Genomic DNA, 25,753 nt, shown 5'->3' on the forward strand with positions numbered 1-25,753 from the left:
TGTACTATTTTATTCTTTTAGGAATTTGGTACGCATGAGCATATTCTCTTGCCCAAGGGTTAACCCTTAGGCTTTTTTTGTTAATTGGGGACGTGTACTATTTTATTCTTCTTGCCCAAGTAATTGTTAATTGGGGACGTGCACTATTTATCTATTTATTCACAATAAATTGGGGACGTGCACCATTTTATTCTTCTTGCCCAAGGGTTACCCCTTACTTAATTGGTTAATTGCTAATTGGGGACGTGTACGATTTAATTCTATCCGAAAAATTAAATTGGGGACGTGTACCATTGGAAATTGGGGACGTGTACCATTTTATAATTAGCTCAAGTGTTAATTGGGTTAATTGGGTTAATTGGGGACGTGTACCATTTTATTCACTCGCATCTTCTTAGATGAGAGTTTTTTGTTTATAATAATATAATAATAAGAATGTGTTTATATTTAAATTAAATAAGAAAGAATAAACTTATGCCTAGAGGACCACGCGTAATTTTAGATAATTCCATTTTTCATATTATTAATCGAGGAAACGGCCGTCAGGAGGTTTTTCATAATAAAGAAGATTTTAAGACATTTCTTTCCATTGTTGCTTTTTATAAAGACAAGTGGGGGTTCAAGCTTTATCATTTTTGTTTGATGCCTAATCATTTTCATCTTCTCGGAGAAGTGGGAGATGCCAAACTTATTTCCAAAGCAATGCACGACATTACGGCAAGCTATACCCGAAGCCATCATTCAAAACACAGAACAGTTGGATATTTATGGCAGGGGCGTTTTAAAAATATGATTATTGAGAAGGATAATTATTTGTTGGCTTGTGGAGCTTATATTGAGAGAAATCCTAAAAGAGCAGGATTAGTGGAGAATTCGGAAGACTGGCCCTGGTCAAGTTATCAAGTTTATGTTTCTGGGATACCAATTGTGATTCCAATTACTAATATAAAGGGAGAGAAAAAATTGATAAAACTTTTAGATGAAAATCCGTTTTATAAAGAATTTGGTGATACAGAAAAAGAACGTCAAGAAGTTTATAGGAATTTAAGCTTAGAGTTGGGGAAAAATGAAGCGGATAAAAAGTTCGGTTTTAGAGAAAATAAAATCTTGGGAAGCCAAGAATTTAAAATAGGATTACAAAAGGAGGGTATTAGGATAGAACCAGCAAAGAGAGGCCGTCCGTTGGGGAATAATAAAGAATAGTAAATAAAAAAATTAGAGAAAAAATAGTACACGTCCCCGATTTAAAGAATAGAAAATAAATAGAATAAATAGTACACGTCCCCGATTTCGGCATCAACAAACGAGAACTTCCTAAAGTTCTTTTTTGTTGCTATAATATATTCATAATGAAAGCAAAATCTTCAAAAAAGAATCATAGTTTGAAAAACCAAATTATAAGCATCATTATTGGTTTTTGTTTAGGAATAACAATTACTTTGCTGTTCATCTTTTTATTTACTGATAGTTTTTCTTATTTAAAAGTAGATATAGTGGATGTTATAGATGATGAGGCCACATATGATGTTAATGATGCGGAACCAGATGTTCCAGATTCTTCTGTAGATGATATGTCTTGTGAAACAGGATTTGCTGACATTGGAACATATTGTATTCAGATAGATGAAGCAAACTCTGGCGACATTTTAGATTGGTATGCAGCCTGGGATTATTGTGTTGATAATTACGATGGAGCGAGATTATGTGAATTTAACGAGTGGTATCAGTCCTGTCTTGATGGTGTTTTAACAAATGGTATTGATGATTATGAGTGGGTGGATAATTGGTGTGAACACGGAGATGTCAATGTGGTAGGGAGTGGCTCGTGTCAAAATGTTGAAAACTTTGAAAGCGCAACATCTAATTCTCGCGCGTTCCGCTGTTGTAAATAATCCACATTGATTTTTGTTTTTCGTTGTGTTTTATTTATGCTTCATGCTTTGAATAAAAAGCAGGCAGAAAGGAATATCAAAAAATAAAAGGTAGAATAATTAAAATCTTGAAGAAGGGGTTTTTTGTTTTCCACTATTTCTCCACTACTTTTGCTTTGAATTTTTTGAGAATTAGTTTAAAATAGATTTAATAGAATAAAGAACAATTAAAGGCCTGCTTAGGAGTACAGAAAAAATAGTACACGTCCCCGATTTAAGAAAATAAATAGAATAAATAGTACACGTCCCCGATTTGTGCCGATTTGTGCGATTTCCCTGTTGCTTGTGAATATCTTATGGTTGACAGGCGATTTTGCAAGAGATATTATGTAAATATGTGGAGTGTCATTCCATAAATTCTTATAAATTTAAGGATAAGCAAAACTATGATTAAACGTTATTATAATTTAGAAAAGTTAATAAAACCAAACAAAGCTCTGATTATTTATGGTCCTCGTAGAGTGGGTAAAACGACCTTACTTAATGATTTTTTATCATTTACTAAATTGAAATATAAATTGGACTCTGGAGACAATATCCGGATTCAAGAAATTTTCAGCTCTCAAAATTTCTCGCAAATTAAGGAGTATGCTGCTGGTTATCAACTTATCGCAATAGATGAGGCGCAGCAAATTCCCAACATCGGCATAGGATTAAAAATTCTCATTGACCAAGTGCCTGGTTTAAGCATAATCGCTACAGGTTCTTCTTCTTTTGATTTGGCGCAAAAAGTAGGCGAACCACTTACTGGTAGGAAGAAAACACTAATTCTGTATCCTTTTTCTCAAGTGGAGCTTTTGGAAGAATATAATAAATATGAATTAAAAGAGAAACTTGAAGAATTTTTGATTTTTGGTTCTTATCCTGAAATCATTACTGCCAAAAGTAACAAAGAAAAGATATCTTTATTAAACGAATTAGTTAATTCGTATTTATTGAAAGATGTTTTTAGTTTGGATAAAATAAAGGCATCAAAACAATTACTTGATTTATTAAAATTAATTGCTTTCCAAGTGGGCAGCGAGGTTTCTTTAAGCGAGCTGGCTACTCAAGTGAGGTTGGATGTTAAGACAGTGGGCAGATATTTGGATATTTTAGAAAAGGCCTTTGTTTTAAAACGAATCGGGGGATTTAATAGAAATTTACGGAAGGAAGTTTCTGGAAAAGCAAAATATTATTTTTATGATAATGGAGTCCGTAATGCAGTTATTTCTCAGTTTAATAATTTGAGCGATAGAGATGATGTCGGCGCTTTATTTGAGAATTTTGTTGTTATGGAAAGATTGAAAGACAATAGTTATAAAGCGAGGTCGGGAGATAGTTATTTCTGGCGGACTTACGATGGGCAGGAAGTCGATTTAGTAGAAGAAAGAAACGGCAAACTTTATGGATTTGAAATCAAATGGTCGCCTAAAGCAAAAATAAAAGAGCCAAAGGACTGGCTTGGAAGTTATAAGAATGCCCAATATAAAGTAATCAATAAAGAGAATTATTTAGATTTCATTGGTTTAAGAGGTTAAGGCGCTAAAATGGTAAAATAGTGTCAATTCTATTTTATTGAAAGAGGAATTATGATAAGATGAATGAGTATGGGAAGACCTCTAAGAATCGTTGTTCCGAATTTATTATCATTTTATTAGCCATTTTATTAGAAGAGCGAGGGAAAAAAGATTTATTGGGTTGACGGATTAAGGGGCCTCTGGGCGATTGTGAAGTACAGGATTGTAAAATAATCAATAATCAATAATCAATAATTAGTGATTAGTTAGGGCCCCAAGAAGGGGTTTTTTGTTTTCCACTATTTCTCCACTACTTTTGCTTTGAATTTTTTGAGAATTAGTTTAAAATAGATTTAATAGAATAAAGAACAATTAAAGGCCTGCTTAGGAGCAGGGGAGTTATTTGGTATTGTGGTAATATTTAGAAAAAAATATTTATCGCTCGAAGAGGCAAGAAGATATTTGCGAAGAAGGGGCAAGACATATTCCTCTGCTTATTTGAGTTTGTTGGCGAAAAAGGAAAAATTACAAGCGATAAAAATTAATAAGAAATGGATTACTACAAGGGTGTGGTTGAAAGAATTTTTGAGTCAATCAAAGCTTGACCCCCAAAAACTCCAAAAGAATAAGAAAGCCAAAAAACTTGAGGTTCAAAAAGAAGGATTAGTTTTGCCATTATACTTTGGTTGGGCGATTAAACTTGATTTTGTAAAGTTTTATCGCGAAAATCTTGATTGGCATTTAGAGTGGCATCTAAAATTACCGAAATTGCCGATTAAGTTGAATATTAAATTTTTTCACAAAAAATGGCAGAGGATTATGAGCGCATTTTTTGCTGTTTGTATAATCGGGCTTGGAGGATTCCTGTTTTATCACATATATTTTACCTCCAGCGTAACTTATCAATGGGTTCAGACAGATTGGTCAGGAGGAGAGGACCAAGTCAATTATCCTTTACATCCGACAAATCAAACTAATTGGACAAAATACTGGTCTAAGGCGAGTGATATTAAAATATCTGTTGCAGGCGAAGTTAGTTATGAAACAAGCGCAACCCTACCTCCTAAAACCGCCATTTTGCCAACTGCCAGATACGATGCTCCGGCTGTTTACGACACTACTTCTAATAAGTTTTACATTATCGGCGGGTATGATTTAGATGGCTCGGATGACCCGAGATTTTTAACAGAGATAGTGCAATATAATTCATCTACTGATGTTGCTACAACAACAGGCATGGGCTCTCTGCCTGTTCAATTAAGAGGACATTCAGCAGACCTGAATCCTGATAATGGAAAAATATATATCTTTGGCGGATACGACAATACTAATTCTCAATTCAACAGCACTATTTATACTTTTAATCCTGCCAGTCCTTCAGGCGATGCCACGAGCACTGCTTATTCTTTGCCTTCTGGCAGGGAATATGCGCCAGCTGTTTATGCGCCTAATGTTGATAAATTCTACATCTTTGGCGGATTCTATTTAGACGGCTCACTAAACCAGACATATTTAGATGAGATTATTGAATTTAATCCATCCACAGGAGCAACTTCTACAATTACCGCAGGGTCTTTGCCAGCGCTTAAAGGCAGTTCAGCAGTATATTACCCAGTTAACGGGTTGATTTATATCTTCGGCGGTTATGACAATACCGCAGGAGATTATTCGGATAAAATATATTCTTTTAATCCTCTAAATCCAACTGCTGGCGCTTCTGATACAGGGTATATGATGCCGAGTAAAAGAGCTTACACCACAGCAGCTTATTATTATAGTTTCGGCGATGCGAGTATTAAAAAAATGTATATTTTTGGCGGTTATCGTTTAACCGGAGACACTTCGTTTTATCTTAACGAAGTTTTAAAATTTGATGGCACTGCCAGCCCTGCTGCGCAAGCAAATCCTTTGGCAAAAAATTTAAAAAGCGCATCAGCTGTTTTTAATTCTTCGGAAAATAAGATATATGTTTTTGCTGGCTTTGACGGAGACGGGGAGGCATTTTCAGACACAATTTACCATTATCCTCTTACTCCTATGGCCCCATTGGTATCTTCTCCATACAACACTACTGACCCAGCAGTCACCTTGGCCCAGCTTTCTTGGAGCGAGACATTGGCTGGTGGCACAACGATTCTTTTCCAGATAAGAACAGCGAGTAATGATGATAATAGCACGCCAGCTGACCCAAGCGATGATACCCCAAATATTTGGACTGATTGGTGCGGACCTGATAATGGAGCAGCAGGATGCGACACTAACACCTATTTCACTGATAATGCCGGCGGAGAGGCGATTGATGCGATATTTAAAGATGCTGCTGATGACCAATGGATTCAGTACAAAGTTTTCTTAATCACTGACTCTTTGGATCAAACTCCGGTTTTGAGCGATGTAACAATGACTTATGTTGTTAATACTGCGCCCACTGTTTCCGATGTAACAGGTTCACAGGATTCTGTTGGGGCAGTGAATATTAGTTATGGTTGGACAGACGCAGAAGAGGCGACAAGCACGATTTATCTTTTTTACGATTTAGGAATTACTTTGGATGGAGATATTGACGCGGATGTTACTACGATTTCTGTTTCTGACGCCACTTACTTGGCTAATTCAGGGACCATTCAACTTGATTCTGAACAGATTACTTATATTGGGAAAAGCGGAAATGATTTAACAGGGTGCACAAGAGGAGCTAACAATACTGTTTATTATAAGGCGACACATTCGTCAGGCGGAACGGTTTGGATTAAAGCGAATACCGCAACAGGAGATATTGGGTCTGGTATATCAGCTGGCAGCGGAAAGGCGATTGTTTGGACTCCAAAAACAGACATTGACGGTTATTACGCAGCCAGTACAGTCAAAGTTAGGGTGGTGGCAAATGACGGCAATGCTGCCAGACAAGCGGGTTCAGCGGATTCGTCTGTTTTTGAATTTGATACCAAAGACCCAGTAATTGGCTTAACAGCAGTGGGCAGTACAGGCATAGATATAAACGGAAATGCCACTACCAGCAAAGGGATAGAGAAAACTAATGTTTTGAGCAATATTGTTCATCTTGCAAGCACTGATGATACTGCTTTAGAATTTATCTTATCTAATGACGGAACATTTGACACTGAAGTTTATGAGTCATACGCATCTTCAACCAACTGGTCGTTAGATGAGTTTTGCGCAGACCAGGAGTATGGCTGCGTGAAAACAGTTTATGTAAAATTCAAAGATACAAAGGGCAATGAAATCGGACCTTACACTGATACCATTACTTTGGATAATAATCCGCCAGCCATACCATCCAACTCCTTTATTCAGGATGTGTCTAATGCCAGCACAAGCCAGTTCCGGCTGTTTGTTACATGGGACAAGGCCACAGTTTCTGACTGGATAAGGTACGAGATTTATCGCTCAACAAACGGAATCGATTTCGCCTTGTATGACACTATTACTGATATTAATCTTAATTACAAGTTGGAAATTGACCTTGTCCAGGGCAATACATATTATTATAAAATACGGTCTGTTGACGACATTATTAATAATTCCGACTACTCCACAACCGTGTCAATGGAGGCAGGTGGGAATCCTGCTGATAATGTTCCGCCTGCAATATCAGGAGTCGCCACTTCCACACCGACAATCAATTCAGTCATTGTCACCTGGTCAACAGATGAAATATCAACTTCGCAGGTTATTTATTCCACTAATGCCTCGGTTCCCGAGGGCTCTCCAACCCAAGGGGTGAGCGGATATGGTACTGCTCATTCTGTTACGCTTACAGGTTTAGTCCACACAACCACGTATTATTTTAAGGCCCATTCATGCGATGCTTCCAGCAACTGCTCTGATTCAACCATTGGTCAATTTACCACTGCGACCCCTGACCAGACAGGTCCGTTTATTTTCACACCGATTATTGTATCTGATATTAGCGAAAACTCTGCCACAATATCATGGGACACTGATGAATCATCCACTTCCTTTGTGGAATACTCTATTAGTTCGGGATTCAGTTCTGGCACAATACAGGGTGATTTTGCTTATGTGACTTCGCACGAGGTTACTATACATGGATTAAGTCCCTCAACTAATTATTATTTCAAAGTGCGTTCAACTGATTCTTCGGGCAATGAATCAATATCTGCGGAAAATAGTTTTAGCACCAGCGCTTCAAGTGAAGATGTTACTCCGCCGAGCATTTCTGATGTTTCGACTTCCGGCATTGCATATAACACTGCCACAGCAACTTGGACAACTAATGAAAACTCATCTTCTTTTGTTGAATTTGGTTTATCCACTTCTTATGGAAGAATTTACGGACAAGACGATTCAGTGACTTCGCATTCAGTTAATTTGCCCCAAGACCTTTTGCCTGCCACGCTTTACCATTTTAGAGTAAGGTCGGTTGATGGAGCTGGGAATGAAGGCATATCTGGCGACTACACATTTACCACCAGCGGAGACCCGAGTGACAGCACTGCTCCAACTATTTCCAATGTCCAAATAGGCGAGCCAGCCAAAACATCAATTACAATTACCTGGGACACAGACGAAGTAGCTGATTCATATATTGGTTTTTCCGCTGCTACAACCACTTATTCACATGAACAAGGATTGCCGACAATGGCAACAAGCCATTCAGTGACCTTGGTTGGCTTATGGCCTGATACTACTTATTATTTCCAAGTAAAATCAAAAGACCCTTCTGGCAATCAACAAATTGATAGTAATAGTGGACAGGGATACTCTTTTACCACCCTCACTTCTGTATCAGACCCGCCAGTAATTTCCAATGTCCAAATTATTGATACTGGTTCAAACACTGCAACCATTACTTGGAGTACTAATAAAAGCGCTAATTCTTTTGTTGAGTATGGGCTAGATACTGCCTATGGTTATTCGCAAGGGCTATATAATTCTGCGACTTCCCACTCTGTGACTTTAGTAGGGCTTTTGTCTCAAGCCACTTATCATTTCAGAGTAAGGTCCACTGATTCTGACAGCAACGAAGGCGTATCACAGGATTACACTCTTACCACAGAATCAGCAGCGGATATTACTCCACCAGTCATTTCTAGTGTTCAGGCAACCAATATCACCCTAATAACAGCTGATATAACCTGGACTACAAATGAAAATACTGACAATATAGTTACTTACGGTTCTGCTACTTCAAGCTTGGATAGGGTTGCTGGTAGCAATGCCAGTTCAACAACTTCGCATACTGTTTCCTTAACAAATTTAACCCCAGGCACAACTTATTATTATCAGGTTCAATCAAGAGACGCTGCTGGTAATATCACAATAGACAACAATAGCGGAAGTTATTATAGTTTTACTGCCACATCAGACACCACAGCGCCGGTTATCAGCAATGTTGCGGTTCCGGTAAAAGATAGAAATTCTGCCACCATCACTTGGGATACAGATGAAGATGCTACATCGCAGGCAGAATATTCTTTGAACAGCGATTTATCAAGTTCAACTGCTACTACAGAAATTACTAATCTTCGGCAACAACACAGCGTTATCGTATCAGGCCTGACATCTGACACCACTTATTATTACCGGGTAATTTCCAAAGATGCCTACAATAATTCTGCTACTTCAAGTATTTCTTCTTTTGACACCACTGGAGCTAAAGAGGACAGCACTGCGCCAGTCATTTCCAGCGTTTCTTCTGGGTCTATTACTCTTATATCCGCAGTAATTATTTGGACCACTAATGAGAATTCAAATTCAATAGTTGACTATGGCACAACAGTATCGCTTGGCTCTATGGCAGGCCAGATTACTGACTCCGCAACCAGTCACTCGGTAAGTTTGGTTGGATTAGATTCAGGAACCCTTTATTATTATCAGGTGCGGTCCCAGGATTCTTCAGGCAATATTGGCACAGATAATAATTCAGGGAGTTATTATACTTTTACAACAACAGCAGATACTACTGGCCCTGTTATTTCAAGCGTTACTGCTTCCACTATTTCAGACACATCAGCAACCATCACTTGGAATACGGATGAATTATCAACTTCACAGGTTGTTTATGGGGTCTCTACAACATACGGTTCCCAAACAACAGAGGATTCTACTTTGACTTATCAGCATTCAGTAACAGTTACGGGATTAGAGAGGGAGACCACTTATTATTATAAAGTTATTTCAAAAGATTCTGCTGATAATTCCACAACAGATGATAATTCAGGCAGTGGTTACACTTTCACTACCACGAGAGAGCCGGGCCAGACCGTGTATGTCGGCGGAGGCGGAGGCGGAGGAATCAGTTATGAAAGAGCAGACCAAAAACCGCCTACAATCAACGATTTAAAGATAGACGAAATAACTGCCATTTCTGCCAAGGTTTACTGGAAGACAGATGAAAAAGCAAGCGGATTAGTTGAGTATGGGACAACTGCCAGCTATGGCCAATCACAAGGGTTTTACGAAGCAACAGAATTAGAGCATACAGTTGTTGTAGACGGTTTGCTTCCCAATACCACTTATCATTTAAGACCAGTTTCTATTGATGATTGGGGAAATATTGGCAGGGGAACAGACAATAGCATCACAACTATGTCAGGAGTGGCAGAGCTACCAATAGGGGAAATTACAATAGAGCAGATTATGGAAAGAATTGGGGGCATTACCACAAGCGAAGAATTGCAAGACATTTATGCAATAATAGAAGAAACAGCTCAAAGGATTATGGAACCGCCATTTATTGCCGGAGAATATCCTGTGGTAGAGACAACTTCTGATTCAGCAAGGATTATTTGGGTGACTGATCAAAATGCGAATAGTATGGTTGCTTATTCGCCTACTGGACAATATAGCCCTAATTCCCCTGATGCTTACAGGTATGTTGTTGGGAACCGCGAAGAATCGGCAACTTATCACTTTGTTGAGCTTTTGAACTTGAAACCGGACTCCACTTATCATTATCAAATTCGTTCGCAAGGAAAAATAGGACCAGTAGCTAAGAGCGTTGACGCGACATTTAAGACCAAGCCAATTGGAATTGAGATTATTGGTTTAAGAATGACAAAACTTGGCCAGGATTTCGCAGAATTTACTTGGGACACCAATATCCCGGCCAGCTCCATTGTTGAATACACTGATTTGAAAACAGGAAAGACCCTTAGCCAAGGAGACAAGAGTTTAATTAAAGGCCATGTCTTTAAATTAGAAAAACTTGCTCTTAACACCGAGTATTCAGCAGTGGTAATTTGTCGGGATGAAGCTGGTAATGAAGCTAAGAGTACAAATATTGAGTTCACCACAGGCAAAGACAGTGTTGCCCCAACAATCACTCAAGTAAGAGCAAACTCCACGCTTTATCCAGGACAGGAATTAAAAGTTCAGACCATTATTGATTGGCAGACCAACGAACCAGCGACCAGTCAGCTTTTCTGGAAAGAAGGGTCAATGACAAATGCGCAAGTGTTCAGCTCTACTGTGGATACGGCTTTGACCAATAAACATGTGGTGGTGACCACTCGCTTTAAACCATCTACGGTCTACCGATTCTGGGTAGAATCAAAGGATATTGCTGGAAATACTGCCAGGTCAAAGGAATTTACTATCCTTACTCCGCAACGCACAGAGAGCGTGCTTGAAATGATAATTAGGAATTTTGAAGAAATATTCGGATGGACAAAAAGATTAAGATAAAACAATAAAATAATGGAACCCTTAATAAAGGCTCAAGGATTGAGCGTTATTTACAATGCTGGTCGTTCCAATGAGAATCGGGCGTTGGATAATGTGAGCATAGAAATATACCCAAAGGAATATATTGTCTTGTTTGGTCCGTCTGGTTGTGGAAAATCAACTTTACTTTATGTTATTTTAGGACTTAGAAAACCGAGCTTGGGCTCTCTTTTTGTCAATAACAGGAATGTTGCTGATTTTAGTGAGAGCGACTTAGTTGAACATCGCAGAAGAACAATGGGCATAATTTTTCAAGCGTATCATTTGATACCTACTTTGGATATTATGCAGAACGCTGTTCTCCCCAAGATGTTTATAAACGAGGGTGTAGTTGAAAGAGAGTTAAAGGCGGAAATGCTTTTAAGGCGTTTTGAAATTTGGCCCCAAAGTAAAAAATTTCCGTCTGCATTATCTGGCGGTGAGCAGCAGAGAGCTGCCATTGTAAGAGCGCTGATGAACGACCCGCAAATAATTTTAGCTGATGAGCCAGTTGGCAATTTGGACAGTAAGTCAGCGGGGACAGTAATGGAGACATTGAAAGATATCAATGATAAAGATGGGAAAACAATCATTTTAGTCACCCATGACCAGAGATATTTACATTACGCTCACAGAGCTTATTTTATGCAGGATGGTAAAATTATCCGCGAGGTTATTAATCCAGAGAAAAAACAATTTCGCAAAATGACAGAAAGAGAGCATGTCCACGAGGCCTTATTCAGAATGGCGAAAACATATCCGCACGCCTTAGTCGGCGAGCTGAAAGCAAAGGTCTTGGCTGATTATTTGACTAGGGAATTGAGCGAATACCAATGCGAAATTCTTGAAAAATCAATTAAGGATGTGTTGGAAAAAAGGATTAATTTTGATGACCTATATTCTATTTTAGACAAACCCATAGAAGACGGCGGAGTTGGTCTTTACAAGCAGACAGCCCAGAGGTTTGTTGACCAAATAAAAGAACTTTTGAAAGGAGCAGAAACCTTAAGGGTTGAGCTCGGAAAAGAAATACCAGTATCAGAGCAGTTAGAACTGATAATGAAGCTAAGAAGATTATTGCTTGATGATTATAAGGGAGAACTTTCTTATCTTCGAGCCCAAAGAATTGAAGAGGGGATAGAACAGAGAATAAAAGGAACTTGGGATAAAAAGTTATTTCAAGAACTTTTAGATAGACCAGTGAAAGACGGGGGAGTTGGTCTTAAGCGTTCCACAGCAAGGAGATTAGCCAAGAAATTAGAAGTTATTTTATCACAGTCGTAATTATGAAATTTTCTGATTCATTAAAACTTTCATTACGAATGTTTAGAACTAGGCCGTCTAGGACCTGGTTGACTATTTTCGGTATGGGTATTGGGACTGGTGCGGTTTTATTTTTGATAGGTCTTGGATATGGTTTCCAACATTTGATTTTATCTAATATTGTAAGTAGCGACACTTTATTGAGCTTGACTATTTCCAGCACCCAACCTGATGTGATTATAATCAATGACCAGGCGTTAACAGAAATGAGGGAAATAGAGGGCATTAAAGATATTTCGCCAATTGTAAGTTATCCTGCCCAAATTGCGATGGGGGATTTAATCGGGAATATAGTTCTTAAAGGAATAGATGATAACTATTTGAAATACGAAGGAATCAATGTTAAAGATGGTGAGGAAATGGGAAAAGAAAAAAAAGAAGTTCTTGTTTCAGAAGCAGTTGTGATGCTTTTTGGAGCAGAAACTAATAGCGAGATTATAGGCAAAGAAGTCGAGGTTCAGATTTCAGGCGCCTTAGGAGAATCTGCTGTTGGTGGCGAGGAATTTATCCAATTTGACGATAAGTATAAAATTGTGGGAGTAGTTGTTGGAACGGAATCTGTCTTTATATTCTTTCCATTATCGGATTTGCAAAAAAGGGTTGATATCTTTGAATACGAATCAGCTAAGGTAAGAGTTACTAAAGAGGCCAGCATAATTCCTGTAAGCGATGCTTTAATTGATAAAGGTTTTCAAGTCATCTCTTTGTCTGAAACAGTAAATCAGGCAAATCAAATTTTTAGAGGAATACAATTTGCTTTGGGATTTTTTGGCGCCATTGCTTTGTTTGTTGCAGCCATTGGAATGGTCAACACAATGACTGTTACCCTATTAGAGCGCACTAATGAAATAGGAATTATGAGAGCAACAGGCGCTTCAAAAAAAGATATTTTAACAATTTTCATGAGCGAGGCAACAGTAATGGGATTTTTAGGTGGAGTGGCTGGATTGATACTCGGAATTTTGGGTGGCTCTTTATTTAATTTGACAATAAATATAATTGCCGGAGCTTTTGGAGGAAAATCAATTAGTTTATTTTACTATCCAGCTTGGTTTATTATCACTTTGATTGTAGTGTCCACTTCTGTTGGTTTGGCTGCTGGATTTTTCCCAGGCAGGAAAGCAGCTAAACTTGACCCATTGGACGCCTTACGGTATAAATAGTTTTATAGTCCTTCGTCGCCCCTTGCTTCGCTCGGGACTCCTCAGGACATAAGATTTTGTAAAGCTCATTTCATTTGCTAACAAAATCTAATGGGCGCGTAGCTCAGTTGGCAGAGCACGTCACTGATAATGACGGGGTCGATGGTTCAAGTCCATCCGCGCCCACATGCGGGCCGTTAGCTTAGTTTGGTAGAGCGCCTCGTTTGCAACGAGGAGGTCGCCAGTTCGAATCTGGCACGGTCCACGAATTGACTTTGTTATTCTAAGAGTTATAATAAAAATATGAAGAATTCAAATTTGAAATCTATTAATCTTGTTCAAAAATTAAGACCTCATGAAAACAAATGGGTGGCTTTGTCTTTGGACCATAGAGAAGTTTTAGGGACTGGCAAAAACCTGAGGGAGGCAAAACAAAAAGCAGAAAAGAAAAACAAGGAATATGTTTTTATCAAACTGCCCCCATTTGATGTAAATTATATACCCTCTTTTTGATTATGAAATTTTCTTACTTTAAGATTCCTGGCAATGGCCCAACAGGAAAATGGATTAGCAGACCAATAATACCCATTATGTTAATTGGTCCCAAGAAGAGCGTCATGGTCGATGCTCTTATTGATTCCGGGGCAGATAAATGTTTGTTTCATAGCGACATAGGCAGAGAAATTGGATTAGATATAGAAAAAGGCAGAGAGGAGTTTTTTGGCGGAATTGAAGGAGGCAAGATTAAAACCTTTATCCATAAAATTCAACTTCGGATTATAGGAACAGAGAAAGAAATAGAAATTCCAGCAGGATTTGCAGATGTTTCCGGCGTGTTTGCTATTTTGGGGCAAGAGGGATTCTTTGATGCTTATAAAATAAAATTTGAAAAAGATCATAATTCTATTGAAATTACGCCAGTAAATAAATAGAAATAAAACTATGTGGGGAAGCAATCAAATCTTACGAAGTCCACGGACAAAAAACGCCCGTACGCCCGAAAGGGCGTTTTTTGTGGAAGAAAAGTTTTCCACAGCCCATTTACTGGAAAATGAGGTAAAATATTATAATACTAAGTTAAGCCGTCTTGTGTCGGAGGGCATTGTTTTGAACATAAGGTCGGCGAAAAAAAGGTCGGGCAAAAGTTAAACAAAAATTTTAATTAATAAAAATATGGATGCTTGGACAACAATAGCGTGGGCTGGCGTAGAAAATTTTTGGATTGGCTTCTTGGATTTTATTCCTAAGCTGATTATGGCAATTATTGTTTTCATAATCGGTTGGTTGATAGCTGTTTTTATAGGACGGATTATTCAGGAGGTTCTAAAGAGATTGCAGCTTGATAAACTTTTTCAGGCAAGGAAGTGGACAGAGGCATTGGAAAAAGCAGAATTTGAAGCAAAGCCATCCGAGTTTATCGGGTCATTGATAAAGTGGATTCTCGTGATAGTTGTGCTGTCTATTTCAGTAGAGGTATTGGGACTTACTCAATTCAGCGCATTTTTAGGACAAGTGGTTAATTGGCTGCCAAATCTGTTGGCTGCTGTGTTAATCTTTGTTGCCACTGTAATCATTGCTTCAATTTCAGAAAAATTAGTAAGAGCAAGTGTTCACGGAACCAAAGTGGGTTACAGTAAATTGGCAGGGACTATTACCAAGTGGGCTATTTGGACATTCGGTATTTCCGCAATTTTAATCCAATTAGGCATTGGCAGAAGTTTAATCTTGGTTATTTTCCAAGGCATTGTCGCCTTCCTTGCCATTGCAGGAGGATTGGCATTTGGTCTTGGAGGAAAGGAATCAGCTTCTGGTTTTCTGCACGAATTAAAGGGCAAATTCTCAAGGTAGATTAATCCACAGAAAAAACTTGACAAGATTTTAATTTTTGATACACTTCTTTGTAGCTATGATAAATAGTATTACTGATTATATAATGAATAAACAAGGAAGCGGTATGTGATGCATTTTGATTTTGATTATCAAAAAACCGCTTCACTTGAAGCGGTTTTTTGATAGTAAAGATAAAGGGATAGAAAGACAGATGTGTTGGGCAAGAACATTGAAAAATAAATAACAAAAGTTAAGGAAGTTTAGAAAGGAAATCGAGGTAACTTTATTTTTTATGGGCAGATGGTGGATGCCTTGGGACCGGAAGGCGATGAAGGACGTGGCGTGGCTGCGATAAGCTTCGGTGAGGTGCCTAGCAACCTTTGACCCGAAGATCTCCCAATGGGGAAACCTAACATTGTAAACCAATGTTGCGTACTGCTTGCAGTACGAGCAAAACCTGGAGAAGTGAAACATCCCAGTATCCAGAGGAAAAGAAAAAAATGTCATTGTTTATCAATGACGCATTCCTTTAGTAGCGGCGAGCGAAACAGGAAGTAGCCTAAACCGAGTACATAATTTATTATGTGCTTGGGGTTGTAGGGAAATTTCATCAGGATCTTGCCCTTTAGGCGTTGTGCTTCGGCACATGCTTAGAGGGCTGGATTGCTGAGGAAGTAATTCATAAAATTGTTAGTTGAATGCTCTGGAAAGAGCAGCTAAAAAAGGTGATAGCCCTGTAAGCGAAAATGATTTTATGCTTCTTGAAATTTTTCCTGAGTACCGCCGGAAACGATAACTTGGCGGGAATCAAGCTGAACTATCAGCTAAGGCTAAATACTAACCGGTCACCGATAGTGAACCAGTACCGTGAGGGAAAGGTGAAAAGTAGCCCGGTGAGGGCGGTGAAATAGTACCTGAAACCATTATGCCTACAATGAGTCAGAGCCCTTCGCATAACTTTGTTATGCTCAGGGTGATGGCGTGCTTTTTGTAGAACGAGCCAACGAGTTATAGTACACAACCAGGCGAAGCCCCTCTGGGGCACAGCCACAGGGAAACCGAGTATTAATAGTGCGTAGTCGATTTATCGACTTTGTTGTGTGCTATAGACCCGAAGCCAGGCGATTTTGCCCTGGGCAGGATGAACCCCGCCGAAAGGTGGGAGGAGGTCCGAACCCGTAGGTCGTGCAATTCCTTGGGATGACCTGGGGCAGGCAGTGAAAAGCTAATCGAGCTTGGTAATAGCTGGTTCTCCCCGAAATAGCTTTAGGGCTAGCTCTTCATATTTTTCTGGGGGTAGAGCACTGGATGGAATTTCTTGGATTTATCCGGATTTTCCAACCAAACTCCGAATACCAGAATGTATTTTATGGAGAAGTAAGTCTGCGAGGGCTAAGCTTCGTGGACAAAAGGGAAACAGCCCAGATCCTCATCTAAGGTCCCTAAATTTAAACTAAGTGCATCAAAGGAGGTGAGATTCTTTCGACAGCTAGGAGGTTAGCTTAGAGGCAGCTATCCTTTAAAGAGTGCGTAACAGCTCACTAGTCAAAGAGTTTTGCGCCGAAGATTCACGGGGCTAAAGTTTAATACCGAAGATAGGAATGTCAGCGCTTTGCGCTGGCGTGGTAGGGGAGCGTTCTCTCGACACTGAAGCCGAACCGTGAGGTTTGGTGGAGTTGAGAGAAGTGAGAATGTTGGCATGAGTAACCACAATTCCGATGCAAACTCGGAACACCGTAAACCCAAGGTTTCCTTGGCAATGACAATCAGCCAAGGGTTAGGCGGACCTAAGGAAAAGCCGAAAGGCGTATCCGAACGGACAGCCGGTCAATATTCCGGCCCTCCGATTCTTTTTCAAGAGAGTGCGGAATTTAGTAAGCGGGGCGAGTTATTGGATTCACGTTGTTGGCTTGAGCTTTGGCAAGAGCTGACAGGAAGTCCGTCCTCGGACGGGTGAACTCCGCTGAGCAAGTTTCCTAGAAAAGCTCTCAAGAGCTAAAAGAATTGGAACCGTACCAAAAACCGACACAGGTGGGTAGGCGTTAGTGTGCCAAGGTGAACGAGTGAAACCTCGTCAAGGAACTCGGCAATCAAGTGACCGTAACTTCGGGATAAGGTCTCCCTGTGAGGTAGCAATATCTCATGGGGCGCAGCGAAAGTTTCCCTGGCGACTGTTTATCAAAAACACAGGTCCCTGCTCAACTCGCAAGAGGATGTATAGGGGCTGAGGCCTGACCAGTGCTGGAACGTTAACCTCGTCGGTCGCGCACTTTTGTGTGCGGCTAAGCGAGCGAAGCGCCAGTAAACGTCGGCGATAACTATAATCGTCCAAAGGTATCAACGATGCTTTTGTAAAACTCGGCTATATGCTGGAAAGTCTGGAGTATCTGGAGCTACTTATGGTAAAATAATTTAAAGGGGTAGTTGGCCCTTAAATATTATGCCAAGTAAAAATGCTTCCAGTGCAGATAATCAGCAGGAAAGGATAGAAATGTGTGGATGGATAGTCGGCCTTGTAGATGGAGAAGGATCATTTTTGATCAATATATTCCGTTCTCCAAGAGCCAAAATGGGTTGGCAAGTTTTTCCAGAATTTAATGTTTCTCAAGCAAAAAAAGGAATAGATTTGCTCTATGAGCTGAAATCATAGAGACAAGTCAACATTTGAGTATAGACGGCATGAGAAATATTGCTAAAATTGTGGAAGGAATGACCCACAGAAAACCATTTAATCAATCATCCGCTTCAAAATTTCTATCATCCTCAGAGACTATACGCCGAGACCGTTAATTTTTTGTCAAAAACGAAAAATAATAACGGTAAGATATAGTCCGAGCTCTACTGCGAGGTAGAGAGAGTGAGTTTAAATACTCGCTCCGCCCCGCACATAAATTATGTGTTGGGTTAGTACCTGCTTGAAAAAGTTGGGAAAGTAACAGACCTGAGCGTAATCCCTTGCCAGGTAAGAAATTGCCTGTCTAGAGAGTGATCTCTAGAAAAAATTCGGCTAATAACGGTGAAACCCAAGTTATTTCTATGTTATAATAATAGAAGTAACGGGTAATACCGTGGGAAGTCGTCCCGCTCTTTCTATATTTTGAAAACCGTTTTTCTACTTGTTTAGCAGTAGTAGATAATGAAGGCGGTTAAGATTCGAAGTTTAGAAAGAGCGGGATTGACCCCGTAACGACTCTAATTGCTAAGCAATTAGGATGATGGGGAGTTTTCTAAAAGAAAATTTAACCAACATAATATGCCGACTCTTAATAAAGTGAATTTAGAATCCTATATAAGTGGATACGTAGACGGAGAAGGAAGTTTTTGTGTCTCAATGAGACCACGTAAAGGAAATATAGTGGGGTGGGAAGTAGTAGCAAGCTTTTCTGTCTCACAGAACGAAGACAGATCAGAAGTGTTATATCTAATCAGGAATTATTTCAAATGTGGTTTTATTAGGAAAAATGTCAGCGATAAGACGCTGAAATACGAGACAAGAAACTTGAGTGATTTAACTACAAAGATAATCCCTCACTTCGAAATATATCCCCTACAATCTGGCAGACAAAAAGATTTTGAAATCTTTAAGAAAGCTTGTCAGAAAATGAGAAGAGGAGAACATTTGAGGAAGAAGGGGTTAATCGAAATCGCTGAATTAGTCTCTAATATGAATCCTTCTGGAAGACGTCTCTATCAAAAGAATATGATTCTATATTCTCTGAATAAGATGAAGATATAGTCTGTACCATTAGTAATAATGGAGTAATGTGAATTTCTGGCCCGCATGAATGGCTTAACGGCTGGGGAGCTGTCTCGACGAGGTGCTCGGTGAAAATGCAATCCCGGTAAAGATGCCGGATACTTGCGGCTAGACGGAAAGACCCCGGGAGCTTTACTATATCTAGATATTGGTCTTTGGTTTTGGATGCAGAGAATAGCGGGGAGGCTTTGAAGCTTCGCTTTCGGGCGGAGTGGAGCCGACAGTGGAATACCCGTCTTTTAAAATCTTAGTTCTAACCCGCCTTAGGCGGAGACAGTGTCTGGTGGGTAGTTTAAGTGGGGCGCTTTTCTCCTAAAAAGTAACGGAGAAGTTTATAAGGTCAGCTAGCTCCGGATGGAAATCGGAGTGATTGTACAAAGGCATAAGCTGGCTTTACTGCAAGGCGGATATGCCAAGCAGTCTCGAAAGAGGAACTTAGTGAACCGACCTTGGTTCATAGAACCGAGGAAGATCATCAAACAAAAGTTACCCCGGGGATAGACCTAACTATTATGTTATAATAATAGAATAGGGTTGTTGTCCCCCGAGAGAGAGATCTCTTGATTAAAAAATCGGCTTATAACGGAGAACCCCTACAATGTTTTGGGGTAGTAGGGCAACCCCGTGGGAAGTCAAGAAGAAAAACATGGTTTTAAGCAAAAAACAAGAGTCAGCGTTAGTTGGAATGATTTTGGGAGATGGGTTTTTGCAAAAAACTGGGGAAAATAATGCGAGATTGAGATTAGAGCATTCTTCCAAGCAGAAAGAATATCTTAAATGGAAAATGGAATTATTTCCTCAATTTTTTCAGAGCAATGTCAAAGAATTAAGCAGGATACATCCCAAAACCCAAAAAAAATACCATTATGTAAGAGGACAATCTACCGCGTCTCCGCTTCTGGGTAAATTGAGAAGAATATTTTATCCTGGAGGGGGGAAAAGGATACCTGAAAATCTTTCAAGATATTTAAGGCATCCATTAGGATTGGCCATATGGTATTTAGACGATGGTTATTACTATGCCAGAGATAAGGTTATTTATCTTTATCTAGGCAGAGTTGCTTTAAACGATGCAAAAGTTGCTCAAAAGTCAATTGAAGAAAGATTTGAGCTGAAAAGTATTTTAAAGGATAAGAAAGATAAAGGATATGTTCTTTATTTTTCTCCTTCGGAAACACAAAAATTTAATGTCTTGATCAATGAGTTCGTGATTACTCAGATGAGATATAAATTACCTTCTTTGACCCCGTAGAGACTTGCTTGCGATGATTCCATGCTCATAGTGAGCTTGGAAGAGCAGGCGGGGCGTTCAGTAATTGTTTTACTGAATGTCAATACGCCGATCCCCGTTGTAATCTTACAGATATCAATGGGTGAAGATATAGTCCATGTAACCAAAACATGAACAGGCTGGTAGGGCCCGAGAGTCCACATCTACGGCCCTGTTCGGCACCTCAAAAACAAATCGGGGTGCTATGACAGTAATGTCATACCAAATCCTTCGATAAAACTCAGGATAGTCCTAAGTAATTTCGAAGGGCAAAAAACTGGCTAAAAACGGTGAAACCCAAATTCTTTTGTGGCAAGATCGAAAAAGATGGGTAATACCGTGGGAAGTCGTCCCGCACATAAGTTCTTATGTGCTCGATTGACCCTGTAGAGACTTGTTGCATAATTTTATGCAGCTGATAAGGGGAATTCTTTTTTAGAATATCCTTTATAACACGCCAGCCCCTATCAAATATGAAATATAATAATTATTTTATAGGGTGAAGATATAGTCCATACCATTAGAAATAATGGATAATAGCGATGTCGGCTAACAGTGATTGGCCGCTTCTACCGCGAGGTAGATGCCTAAAATCGGCTCATAACGGTGAAGCCCTAATTCTTTTGTGGTAAAATTAAAGAATGGGTAATACCGTGGGAAGTCGTCCCGCACATAAGTTCTTATGTGCTGGATTGACCCCGTAACGACTGAATCTACTTTTAAGATAAGTAGATGAGATAGTGGCGATCTAAGTTGGACAACCATTATCAAACGCCGATCGCCGCCAAGATTTTAAGATATTGGCGGATGGTGGTATAGTCTATTCTACTAGAAATAGTGGGTAAAATGCAACACATCCTGGGGGTGAAGCAGCTCCCAAGGGTATGGCTGTTCGCCATTTAAAGTGTTACGCGAGCTGGGTAAGTGTAAAATGAGCCCAGTCTAAATCGACTAATAACGGTGAAGCCCAACTTCTTTTGTGGTAAAATTAAAGAATGGGTAATACCGTGGGAAGACAATTTTATCTCTCTAAACAGCAAAAAGAGATAATATTCGGATGTCTTTTGGGAGACGGGAGATTAGAATCCAGATCTTTGGATAATACTTCAAGATTAAGGATTCATCATGGATGGAAACAGAGAGATAGGGATAAGTTTCGATTGAGGTTTCCTAAACAGGAAGCAGCTAAATTGATAAATATCATATCTTCTCATATCATCCCGTCAATGAGATACAAAATTGTCCCCGTAGAGACTTCTCAAAAATGAGAGATGGTAGGTAAATTCTTATAAAGAGCTAAACTATCATAATACGTCGATAAAGTGCTTTGAAAAACGCACTTGATAAGTTATAGTCCGTACTTGTAGTAATACAAGAATATACGTCAGACCGTCGTGAGACAGGTTGGTCCCTATCTACCGCAAGCGACGAGGATTGAGGGAAGTTGCAGATAGTACGAGAGGACCTCTGCGAACTAACCTCTGGTGTGCCAGTTGTCCTGCCAAGGGCATTGCTGGGTAGCTAAGTTAGGACAGGATAACCGCTGAAAGCATATAAGCGGGAAGCCCCTCCCAAGATTAATCCTCATAGACAGGTTGGAGATCACAACCTTGATAGGCCTTAGATGTAAGCTCTGTAAAGAGTTTAGTCGAGAGGTACTAATTAGTCATTAATATATTGTGCCTTGATTTCCTTTTTAAGAGTCCTTAACAAAAAAAGAGCGTAGTTACTGTAAGGGGGCTATACTGGAAGTGCTCCACCCGATCCCATACCGAACTCGGAAGTGAAATCTTCCAAGGCCGATGATAGTGCTTTGCGCGAAAGTAGGTAGCTCTCTTACAGTGACTATGCTTTTTAGTTCTTGTGCGATACTTTCAAAAACACTTGATTTTTGTTAGAATAACAAAACGATTATTTTTATGATGTATTGGATTAAGAAAAATCAAAAGTTTTTTTGGTTAGTTGTCGCGATTTTTGTAATAATGATTTTTGTTTTCCTTCACAGACCGATTAGGTCTGTTTTCCATTCTATAAGCAATTCATTGGAATCGTGGTGTTGGGAAAAAGGACAGAACGATTCAAATTTTTGGATTGGCTTTTTTAACGCCACAAACATTAAAATTCAAAATCAGAATCTAAAGCAGGAGAATCAGGCGTTATTGGGAGACCTCTTGGGGTTTAAAGAACTTGAAGAAGAAAATCAGAGATTGCGCAATGCGTTAGAATTGGGGCTTGCTGAAGAATTTAAATTAAAAGAAACAGTTATTCTGGCGAAAGATGCGATGATGGATTATGTGATTATTAATAAAGGCAAACAAGATGGAATAAGCGAAGGTATGGCTGTAATCACTTATGAAAAAGTTTTAGTTGGTAAGGTTGCGGAGGTTTATCAAGATTCTTGTCAGGTGCGCTTAGCTACTGATGCTGGAACAAAATTCGGAGTGAAAATAGCTGATACAAATATCCAAGCGCTTGCTAAGGGCGAGGGTGACGAAAAATTGACTTTAGACCTGATGCCAAAAGATGTAGATATTCCAATTGGAGCGCTCGTCTATACTAGTGGGCCAGAGGGCGGGTATCCAATAGGGCTTTTGATTGGAACCATTAGCGAGACAAGTAATGCTGACGCAGAGCCATTTCAAACAGCTAAAATAGATAATTTTTTCAAAGTCCTAAATGCAACTTTATTATTCGTAATTATTAACTGATGCAGTCAGTCAAAATTATCATTTCGCTTATAGTTTTTTATTTCTTGGCTGTTTTTCAAGCCAGTTATTTAATTCATTTTAAAATAGTAGGCGGAATCTGGAATCCAATTTTAGTCGCCATAATATTTTTGAATTTTTTTGAAAAATATAAAGACAAATCAGGATTAGTAATGGGCGGTTTGGCAGGATTTTATTTGGATTTATTTTCATCATATTTTTTCGGATTCTTTACTTTGATTGGAATATTGGTTGCCTTTGCGATCAAATCCATAAAACCGCTACTTGAAACAAAGAGGTTTATAAGCTTCGCCCTTGTTTTGTTTTCTTGCTTACTTTTTTATGAAATATCCATAACCCTTGCCATGGTGACCCGTGGATTATCTTTTAATGTCTTCAGTATTATCATTAATTTTTTGGCAGGCATAATAATTTATTGGACTTTAAGATTATTCAATGTTCCAAGCAGGAAAAAGATTAGATAAAATCAAGATAAAAAGTTCGGGGTTGGAGATAGAGCCAGAAGAAGTATTCTGGGATGCTTTGGTTCAAAGAAAAGAACAGACGCCTTTTAAAAAGAAGCTGGAGGTGCCTATCAAATCAAGGTCGCTCAAAATTCTGTGGCTGATTTTTTTTGTTTTTGCGATTGTTGTCTTTGTGAAGAATTTTCAATTCCAAATCATTCAGTATGATAAATTTTCCATATTGGCGCAGAAAAATAAATTTGTAGTGAGCAAGCTGGAGGCGCAGAGGGGGATTATTTATGACAAAAATTTTGAGCAGTTGGTCTATAATCGGTCTTCGTATGATTTATTTTTTGACAAATCCGAATTAGGGGCGATAGAGGACTCAAAGCAGACCATTTTTACCAAAATTGCTTGGATTTTAAAAGTAAAACCCGAGGCCATAGAGGAGAAAATCTATAATACTGAAAATGGTTCGGTCTTAATATCTCAAAATCTTGATTACCAAAAACTTATTCTGTTTGAGTCCAACGCAGATGAGCTTAAAGGGTTTAGCATCAAAAATGTGGGGGCAAGAGAATATCCTGATGGTCAAGTATTTTCGCATATTATTGGATACTATAGAGAGAGTGGGCAAAACGCTGGTTTAGAGGATTTTTACAGCGATTATTTGTCTCCAGAGCTTGGCGAAATGAAATCAGAAAGAGATGTTTATGGAGAAATTATGTCGGAAGAAATGGCTAAGTCCCCGGAGCCGGGTGATAACTTAGTGCTTTGGCTGGATGCTGGTTTGCAAAAGAAACTTTATAACACAATGTCCAGCCAGATTAAAAATGCGGGAGTGAAAAGGGCTGCTGGTGTTGCCATAGACCCTAAAACAGGAGGTATATTAGCTTTGGTAAGTTTTCCAGGTTTTGATAATAATCTTTTCAGTGAAGGAATCAGTCAGGACGATTGGAGCGCGTTGTCTAATAACAAAGATATGCCGTTCTTGAATAGGGTGATAGCAGGGCGATATGTGGTTGGTTCAACTATCAAGCCATTAATAGCTGGCGCTGCATTAGAAGAAAATATTATTTCAGAAAATACAATTGTAAATTGTGAAGGGAAAATTGTGATTGATAATCCATGGTATCCGGACCAACCCTTTACCTTCAAGGACTGGATGACCCATGGCATTACAAACATTAAAGACGCAATTGCCCGTTCCTGTAATGTTTTCTTTTACACAATAGGAGGTGGGTACAAAAATTTTCAGGGGCTTGGCGCGGATAAAATTAAAGAATATTTGGAATATTTTGGGTGGGCAGAGAAATTAGGAATTGACTTGCCTGGCGAGATAGCTGGTTTTGTTCCTGACAGGGAATGGAAAAAAGAGAAATTTTCTTCGCCTGACAGCATTTGGATGCCGGGAGATACTTATAATCTTTCTATTGGTCAGGGATTTTTATCCACAACTCCATTGGAAGTTGTTGCGTCTTTTGCCGCGCTTGTTAATGGCGGAACTTTATTCAAACCGCAAATAGCCAAAGAAATAGTGGATAAGGATAAAAATATAATTGAAGAGTTTTTGCCTGTTGTAATAAGAGATAATTTTATTGATAAACACAATTTGGATATTGTCAAAGAGGGAATGAGGGGGACAGTTACTTACGGCTCGGCAACGGTTCTCAACGGTTTGCCAGTAAAAGCGGGAGCAAAAACCGGTACTGCGGAAATTCCGCGGGAGGGATACTACCACAGCTGGATAACCGTGTTTGCGCCCTATGACGACCCGCAAATTGTTTTAACATTGATGGTTGAAGAGGGGTTGGGGATGCATGTGGCAGTAGCGCCGACAGTAAAAGAGGTTTTAGAATGGTATTTCAGAGGAGAAGAAGTTGTTCCAACATTGACAGAATAGTAGCAATATATTATTACCCGCCCGTTATTACGAGGTTATTACGAGGCCGGGCCTCGTAATTTTCGTAAAATGGCGGAACCCTTGCCAGTATTGAGGATTCTCACAACCCGCCCAGGGCTGGTAATTTTTGGGGGAAAGTTATCCACAGACCCGCCAATATCATCCGCCGAGATCCGCCGAGATCGTTTCTCGGCAAGAAAGGTGTGTTGCTTTTTGAGGGTAAATATCGTAAAATTGATT

Annotated in this window: 14 protein-coding genes, 2 tRNA genes and 2 rRNA genes; all 18 read left to right on the forward strand. The window is 39.3% G+C overall.

Features of this window, described 5'->3' with window-relative positions; genetic code table 11:
* Positions 1-474: 474 nt before the first annotated feature.
* The 18 genes from KJ562_02620 (at position 475) to KJ562_02705 (ending at position 25,513) form a co-directional block, all read left to right on the forward strand.
* A complete protein-coding gene (locus tag KJ562_02620; protein MBU3964588.1) occupies positions 475-1,203 on the forward strand; it encodes a transposase in 729 nt (242 codons plus the stop codon).
* Positions 1,204-1,349: 146 nt separating this feature from the next.
* Positions 1,350-1,892 (forward strand): hypothetical protein, encoded by a 543-nt coding sequence (locus tag KJ562_02625; protein MBU3964589.1) that lies wholly within the window; start codon positions 1,350-1,352, stop codon positions 1,890-1,892.
* Positions 1,893-2,317: 425 nt separating this feature from the next.
* On the forward strand, positions 2,318-3,451 hold the full coding sequence (locus KJ562_02630) for an ATP-binding protein (protein MBU3964590.1): 1,134 nt from the start codon (positions 2,318-2,320) through the stop codon (positions 3,449-3,451).
* A 390-nt stretch (positions 3,452-3,841) separates the two neighbouring features.
* The gene (locus KJ562_02635) at positions 3,842-11,101 is read left to right on the forward strand and encodes a fibronectin type III domain-containing protein (protein ID MBU3964591.1); all 7,260 of its coding nucleotides are present in this window, start codon (positions 3,842-3,844) and stop codon (positions 11,099-11,101) included.
* 12 nt (positions 11,102-11,113) lie between these two features.
* Positions 11,114-12,403, forward strand: a complete 1,290-nt coding sequence (locus KJ562_02640) for an ABC transporter ATP-binding protein (protein MBU3964592.1) — start codon at positions 11,114-11,116, stop codon at positions 12,401-12,403.
* Positions 12,404-12,405: 2 nt separating this feature from the next.
* A complete protein-coding gene (locus KJ562_02645; GenBank protein ID MBU3964593.1) occupies positions 12,406-13,605 on the forward strand; it encodes an ABC transporter permease in 1,200 nt (399 codons plus the stop codon).
* Between the two features lie 92 nt (positions 13,606-13,697).
* Positions 13,698-13,770 (forward strand) — tRNA-Ile (locus tag KJ562_02650).
* Positions 13,771-13,775: 5 nt separating this feature from the next.
* Positions 13,776-13,849 (forward strand) — tRNA-Ala (locus KJ562_02655).
* Positions 13,850-13,887: 38 nt separating this feature from the next.
* Positions 13,888-14,097, forward strand: coding sequence for a hypothetical protein (locus KJ562_02660; GenBank protein MBU3964594.1), 210 nt, complete (start codon positions 13,888-13,890; stop codon positions 14,095-14,097).
* Positions 14,098-14,099: 2 nt separating this feature from the next.
* Positions 14,100-14,516 carry a retroviral-like aspartic protease family protein gene (locus KJ562_02665; GenBank protein ID MBU3964595.1) on the forward strand — a complete coding sequence of 139 codons (417 nt, stop codon included), beginning with the start codon at positions 14,100-14,102 and terminating at the stop codon, positions 14,514-14,516.
* A gap of 241 nt (positions 14,517-14,757) precedes the next feature.
* A complete protein-coding gene (locus KJ562_02670; GenBank protein MBU3964596.1) occupies positions 14,758-15,432 on the forward strand; it encodes a hypothetical protein in 675 nt (224 codons plus the stop codon).
* Between the two features lie 262 nt (positions 15,433-15,694).
* Positions 15,695-19,744: ribosomal RNA gene (locus KJ562_02675) — 23S ribosomal RNA — on the forward strand.
* 25 nt (positions 19,745-19,769) lie between these two features.
* The gene (locus KJ562_02680; GenBank protein ID MBU3964597.1) at positions 19,770-20,423 is read left to right on the forward strand and encodes a hypothetical protein; all 654 of its coding nucleotides are present in this window, start codon (positions 19,770-19,772) and stop codon (positions 20,421-20,423) included.
* 1,013 nt (positions 20,424-21,436) lie between these two features.
* Positions 21,437-21,709, forward strand: coding sequence for a hypothetical protein (locus KJ562_02685; GenBank protein ID MBU3964598.1), 273 nt, complete (start codon positions 21,437-21,439; stop codon positions 21,707-21,709).
* Positions 21,710-22,173: 464 nt separating this feature from the next.
* Positions 22,174-22,281: ribosomal RNA gene (gene rrf / locus KJ562_02690) — 5S ribosomal RNA — on the forward strand.
* 79 nt (positions 22,282-22,360) lie between these two features.
* Entirely contained in the window at positions 22,361-23,149 is a 789-nt protein-coding gene (gene mreC / locus KJ562_02695) for a rod shape-determining protein MreC (GenBank protein ID MBU3964599.1), read from the forward strand.
* Positions 23,149-23,631: a hypothetical protein gene (locus tag KJ562_02700; protein ID MBU3964600.1), complete on the forward strand. Its 483-nt coding sequence runs from the start codon at positions 23,149-23,151 to the stop codon at positions 23,629-23,631. Before mreC ends, KJ562_02700 begins: the two co-directional genes overlap by 1 nt.
* Positions 23,603-25,513: a hypothetical protein gene (locus KJ562_02705; GenBank protein ID MBU3964601.1), complete on the forward strand. Its 1,911-nt coding sequence runs from the start codon at positions 23,603-23,605 to the stop codon at positions 25,511-25,513. The genes KJ562_02700 and KJ562_02705 overlap by 29 nt, the downstream gene beginning before the upstream one ends.
* The last annotated feature ends 240 nt before the right edge of the window (positions 25,514-25,753 follow it).

The sequence above is a fragment of the Patescibacteria group bacterium genome, assembly GCA_018900835.1.
Taxonomy (GTDB): Bacteria; Patescibacteriota; Minisyncoccia; order Minisyncoccales; family PEYH01; genus PEYH01.

Bases quoted from the DNA above. Each gene is read 5' to 3' on its own strand.
- mreC (MBU3964599.1), top strand. From the start codon at position 22,361: ATGATGTATTGGATTAAGAAAAATCAAAAGTTTTTTTGGTTAGTTGTC.
- KJ562_02660 (MBU3964594.1), top strand. From the start codon at position 13,888: ATGAAGAATTCAAATTTGAAATCTATTAATCTTGTTCAAAAATTAAGA.
- KJ562_02665 (MBU3964595.1), top strand. From the start codon at position 14,100: ATGAAATTTTCTTACTTTAAGATTCCTGGCAATGGCCCAACAGGAAAA.
- KJ562_02620 (MBU3964588.1), top strand. From the start codon at position 475: ATGCCTAGAGGACCACGCGTAATTTTAGATAATTCCATTTTTCATATT.
- KJ562_02625 (MBU3964589.1), top strand. From the start codon at position 1,350: ATGAAAGCAAAATCTTCAAAAAAGAATCATAGTTTGAAAAACCAAATT.
- KJ562_02640 (MBU3964592.1), top strand. From the start codon at position 11,114: ATGGAACCCTTAATAAAGGCTCAAGGATTGAGCGTTATTTACAATGCT.
- KJ562_02680 (MBU3964597.1), top strand. From the start codon at position 19,770: ATGTTTTGGGGTAGTAGGGCAACCCCGTGGGAAGTCAAGAAGAAAAAC.
- KJ562_02705 (MBU3964601.1), top strand. From the start codon at position 23,603: ATGTTCCAAGCAGGAAAAAGATTAGATAAAATCAAGATAAAAAGTTCG.
- KJ562_02700 (MBU3964600.1), top strand. From the start codon at position 23,149: ATGCAGTCAGTCAAAATTATCATTTCGCTTATAGTTTTTTATTTCTTG.
- KJ562_02670 (MBU3964596.1), top strand. From the start codon at position 14,758: ATGGATGCTTGGACAACAATAGCGTGGGCTGGCGTAGAAAATTTTTGG.
- KJ562_02685 (MBU3964598.1), top strand. From the start codon at position 21,437: ATGGGTAATACCGTGGGAAGACAATTTTATCTCTCTAAACAGCAAAAA.
- KJ562_02630 (MBU3964590.1), top strand. From the start codon at position 2,318: ATGATTAAACGTTATTATAATTTAGAAAAGTTAATAAAACCAAACAAA.
- KJ562_02645 (MBU3964593.1), top strand. From the start codon at position 12,406: ATGAAATTTTCTGATTCATTAAAACTTTCATTACGAATGTTTAGAACT.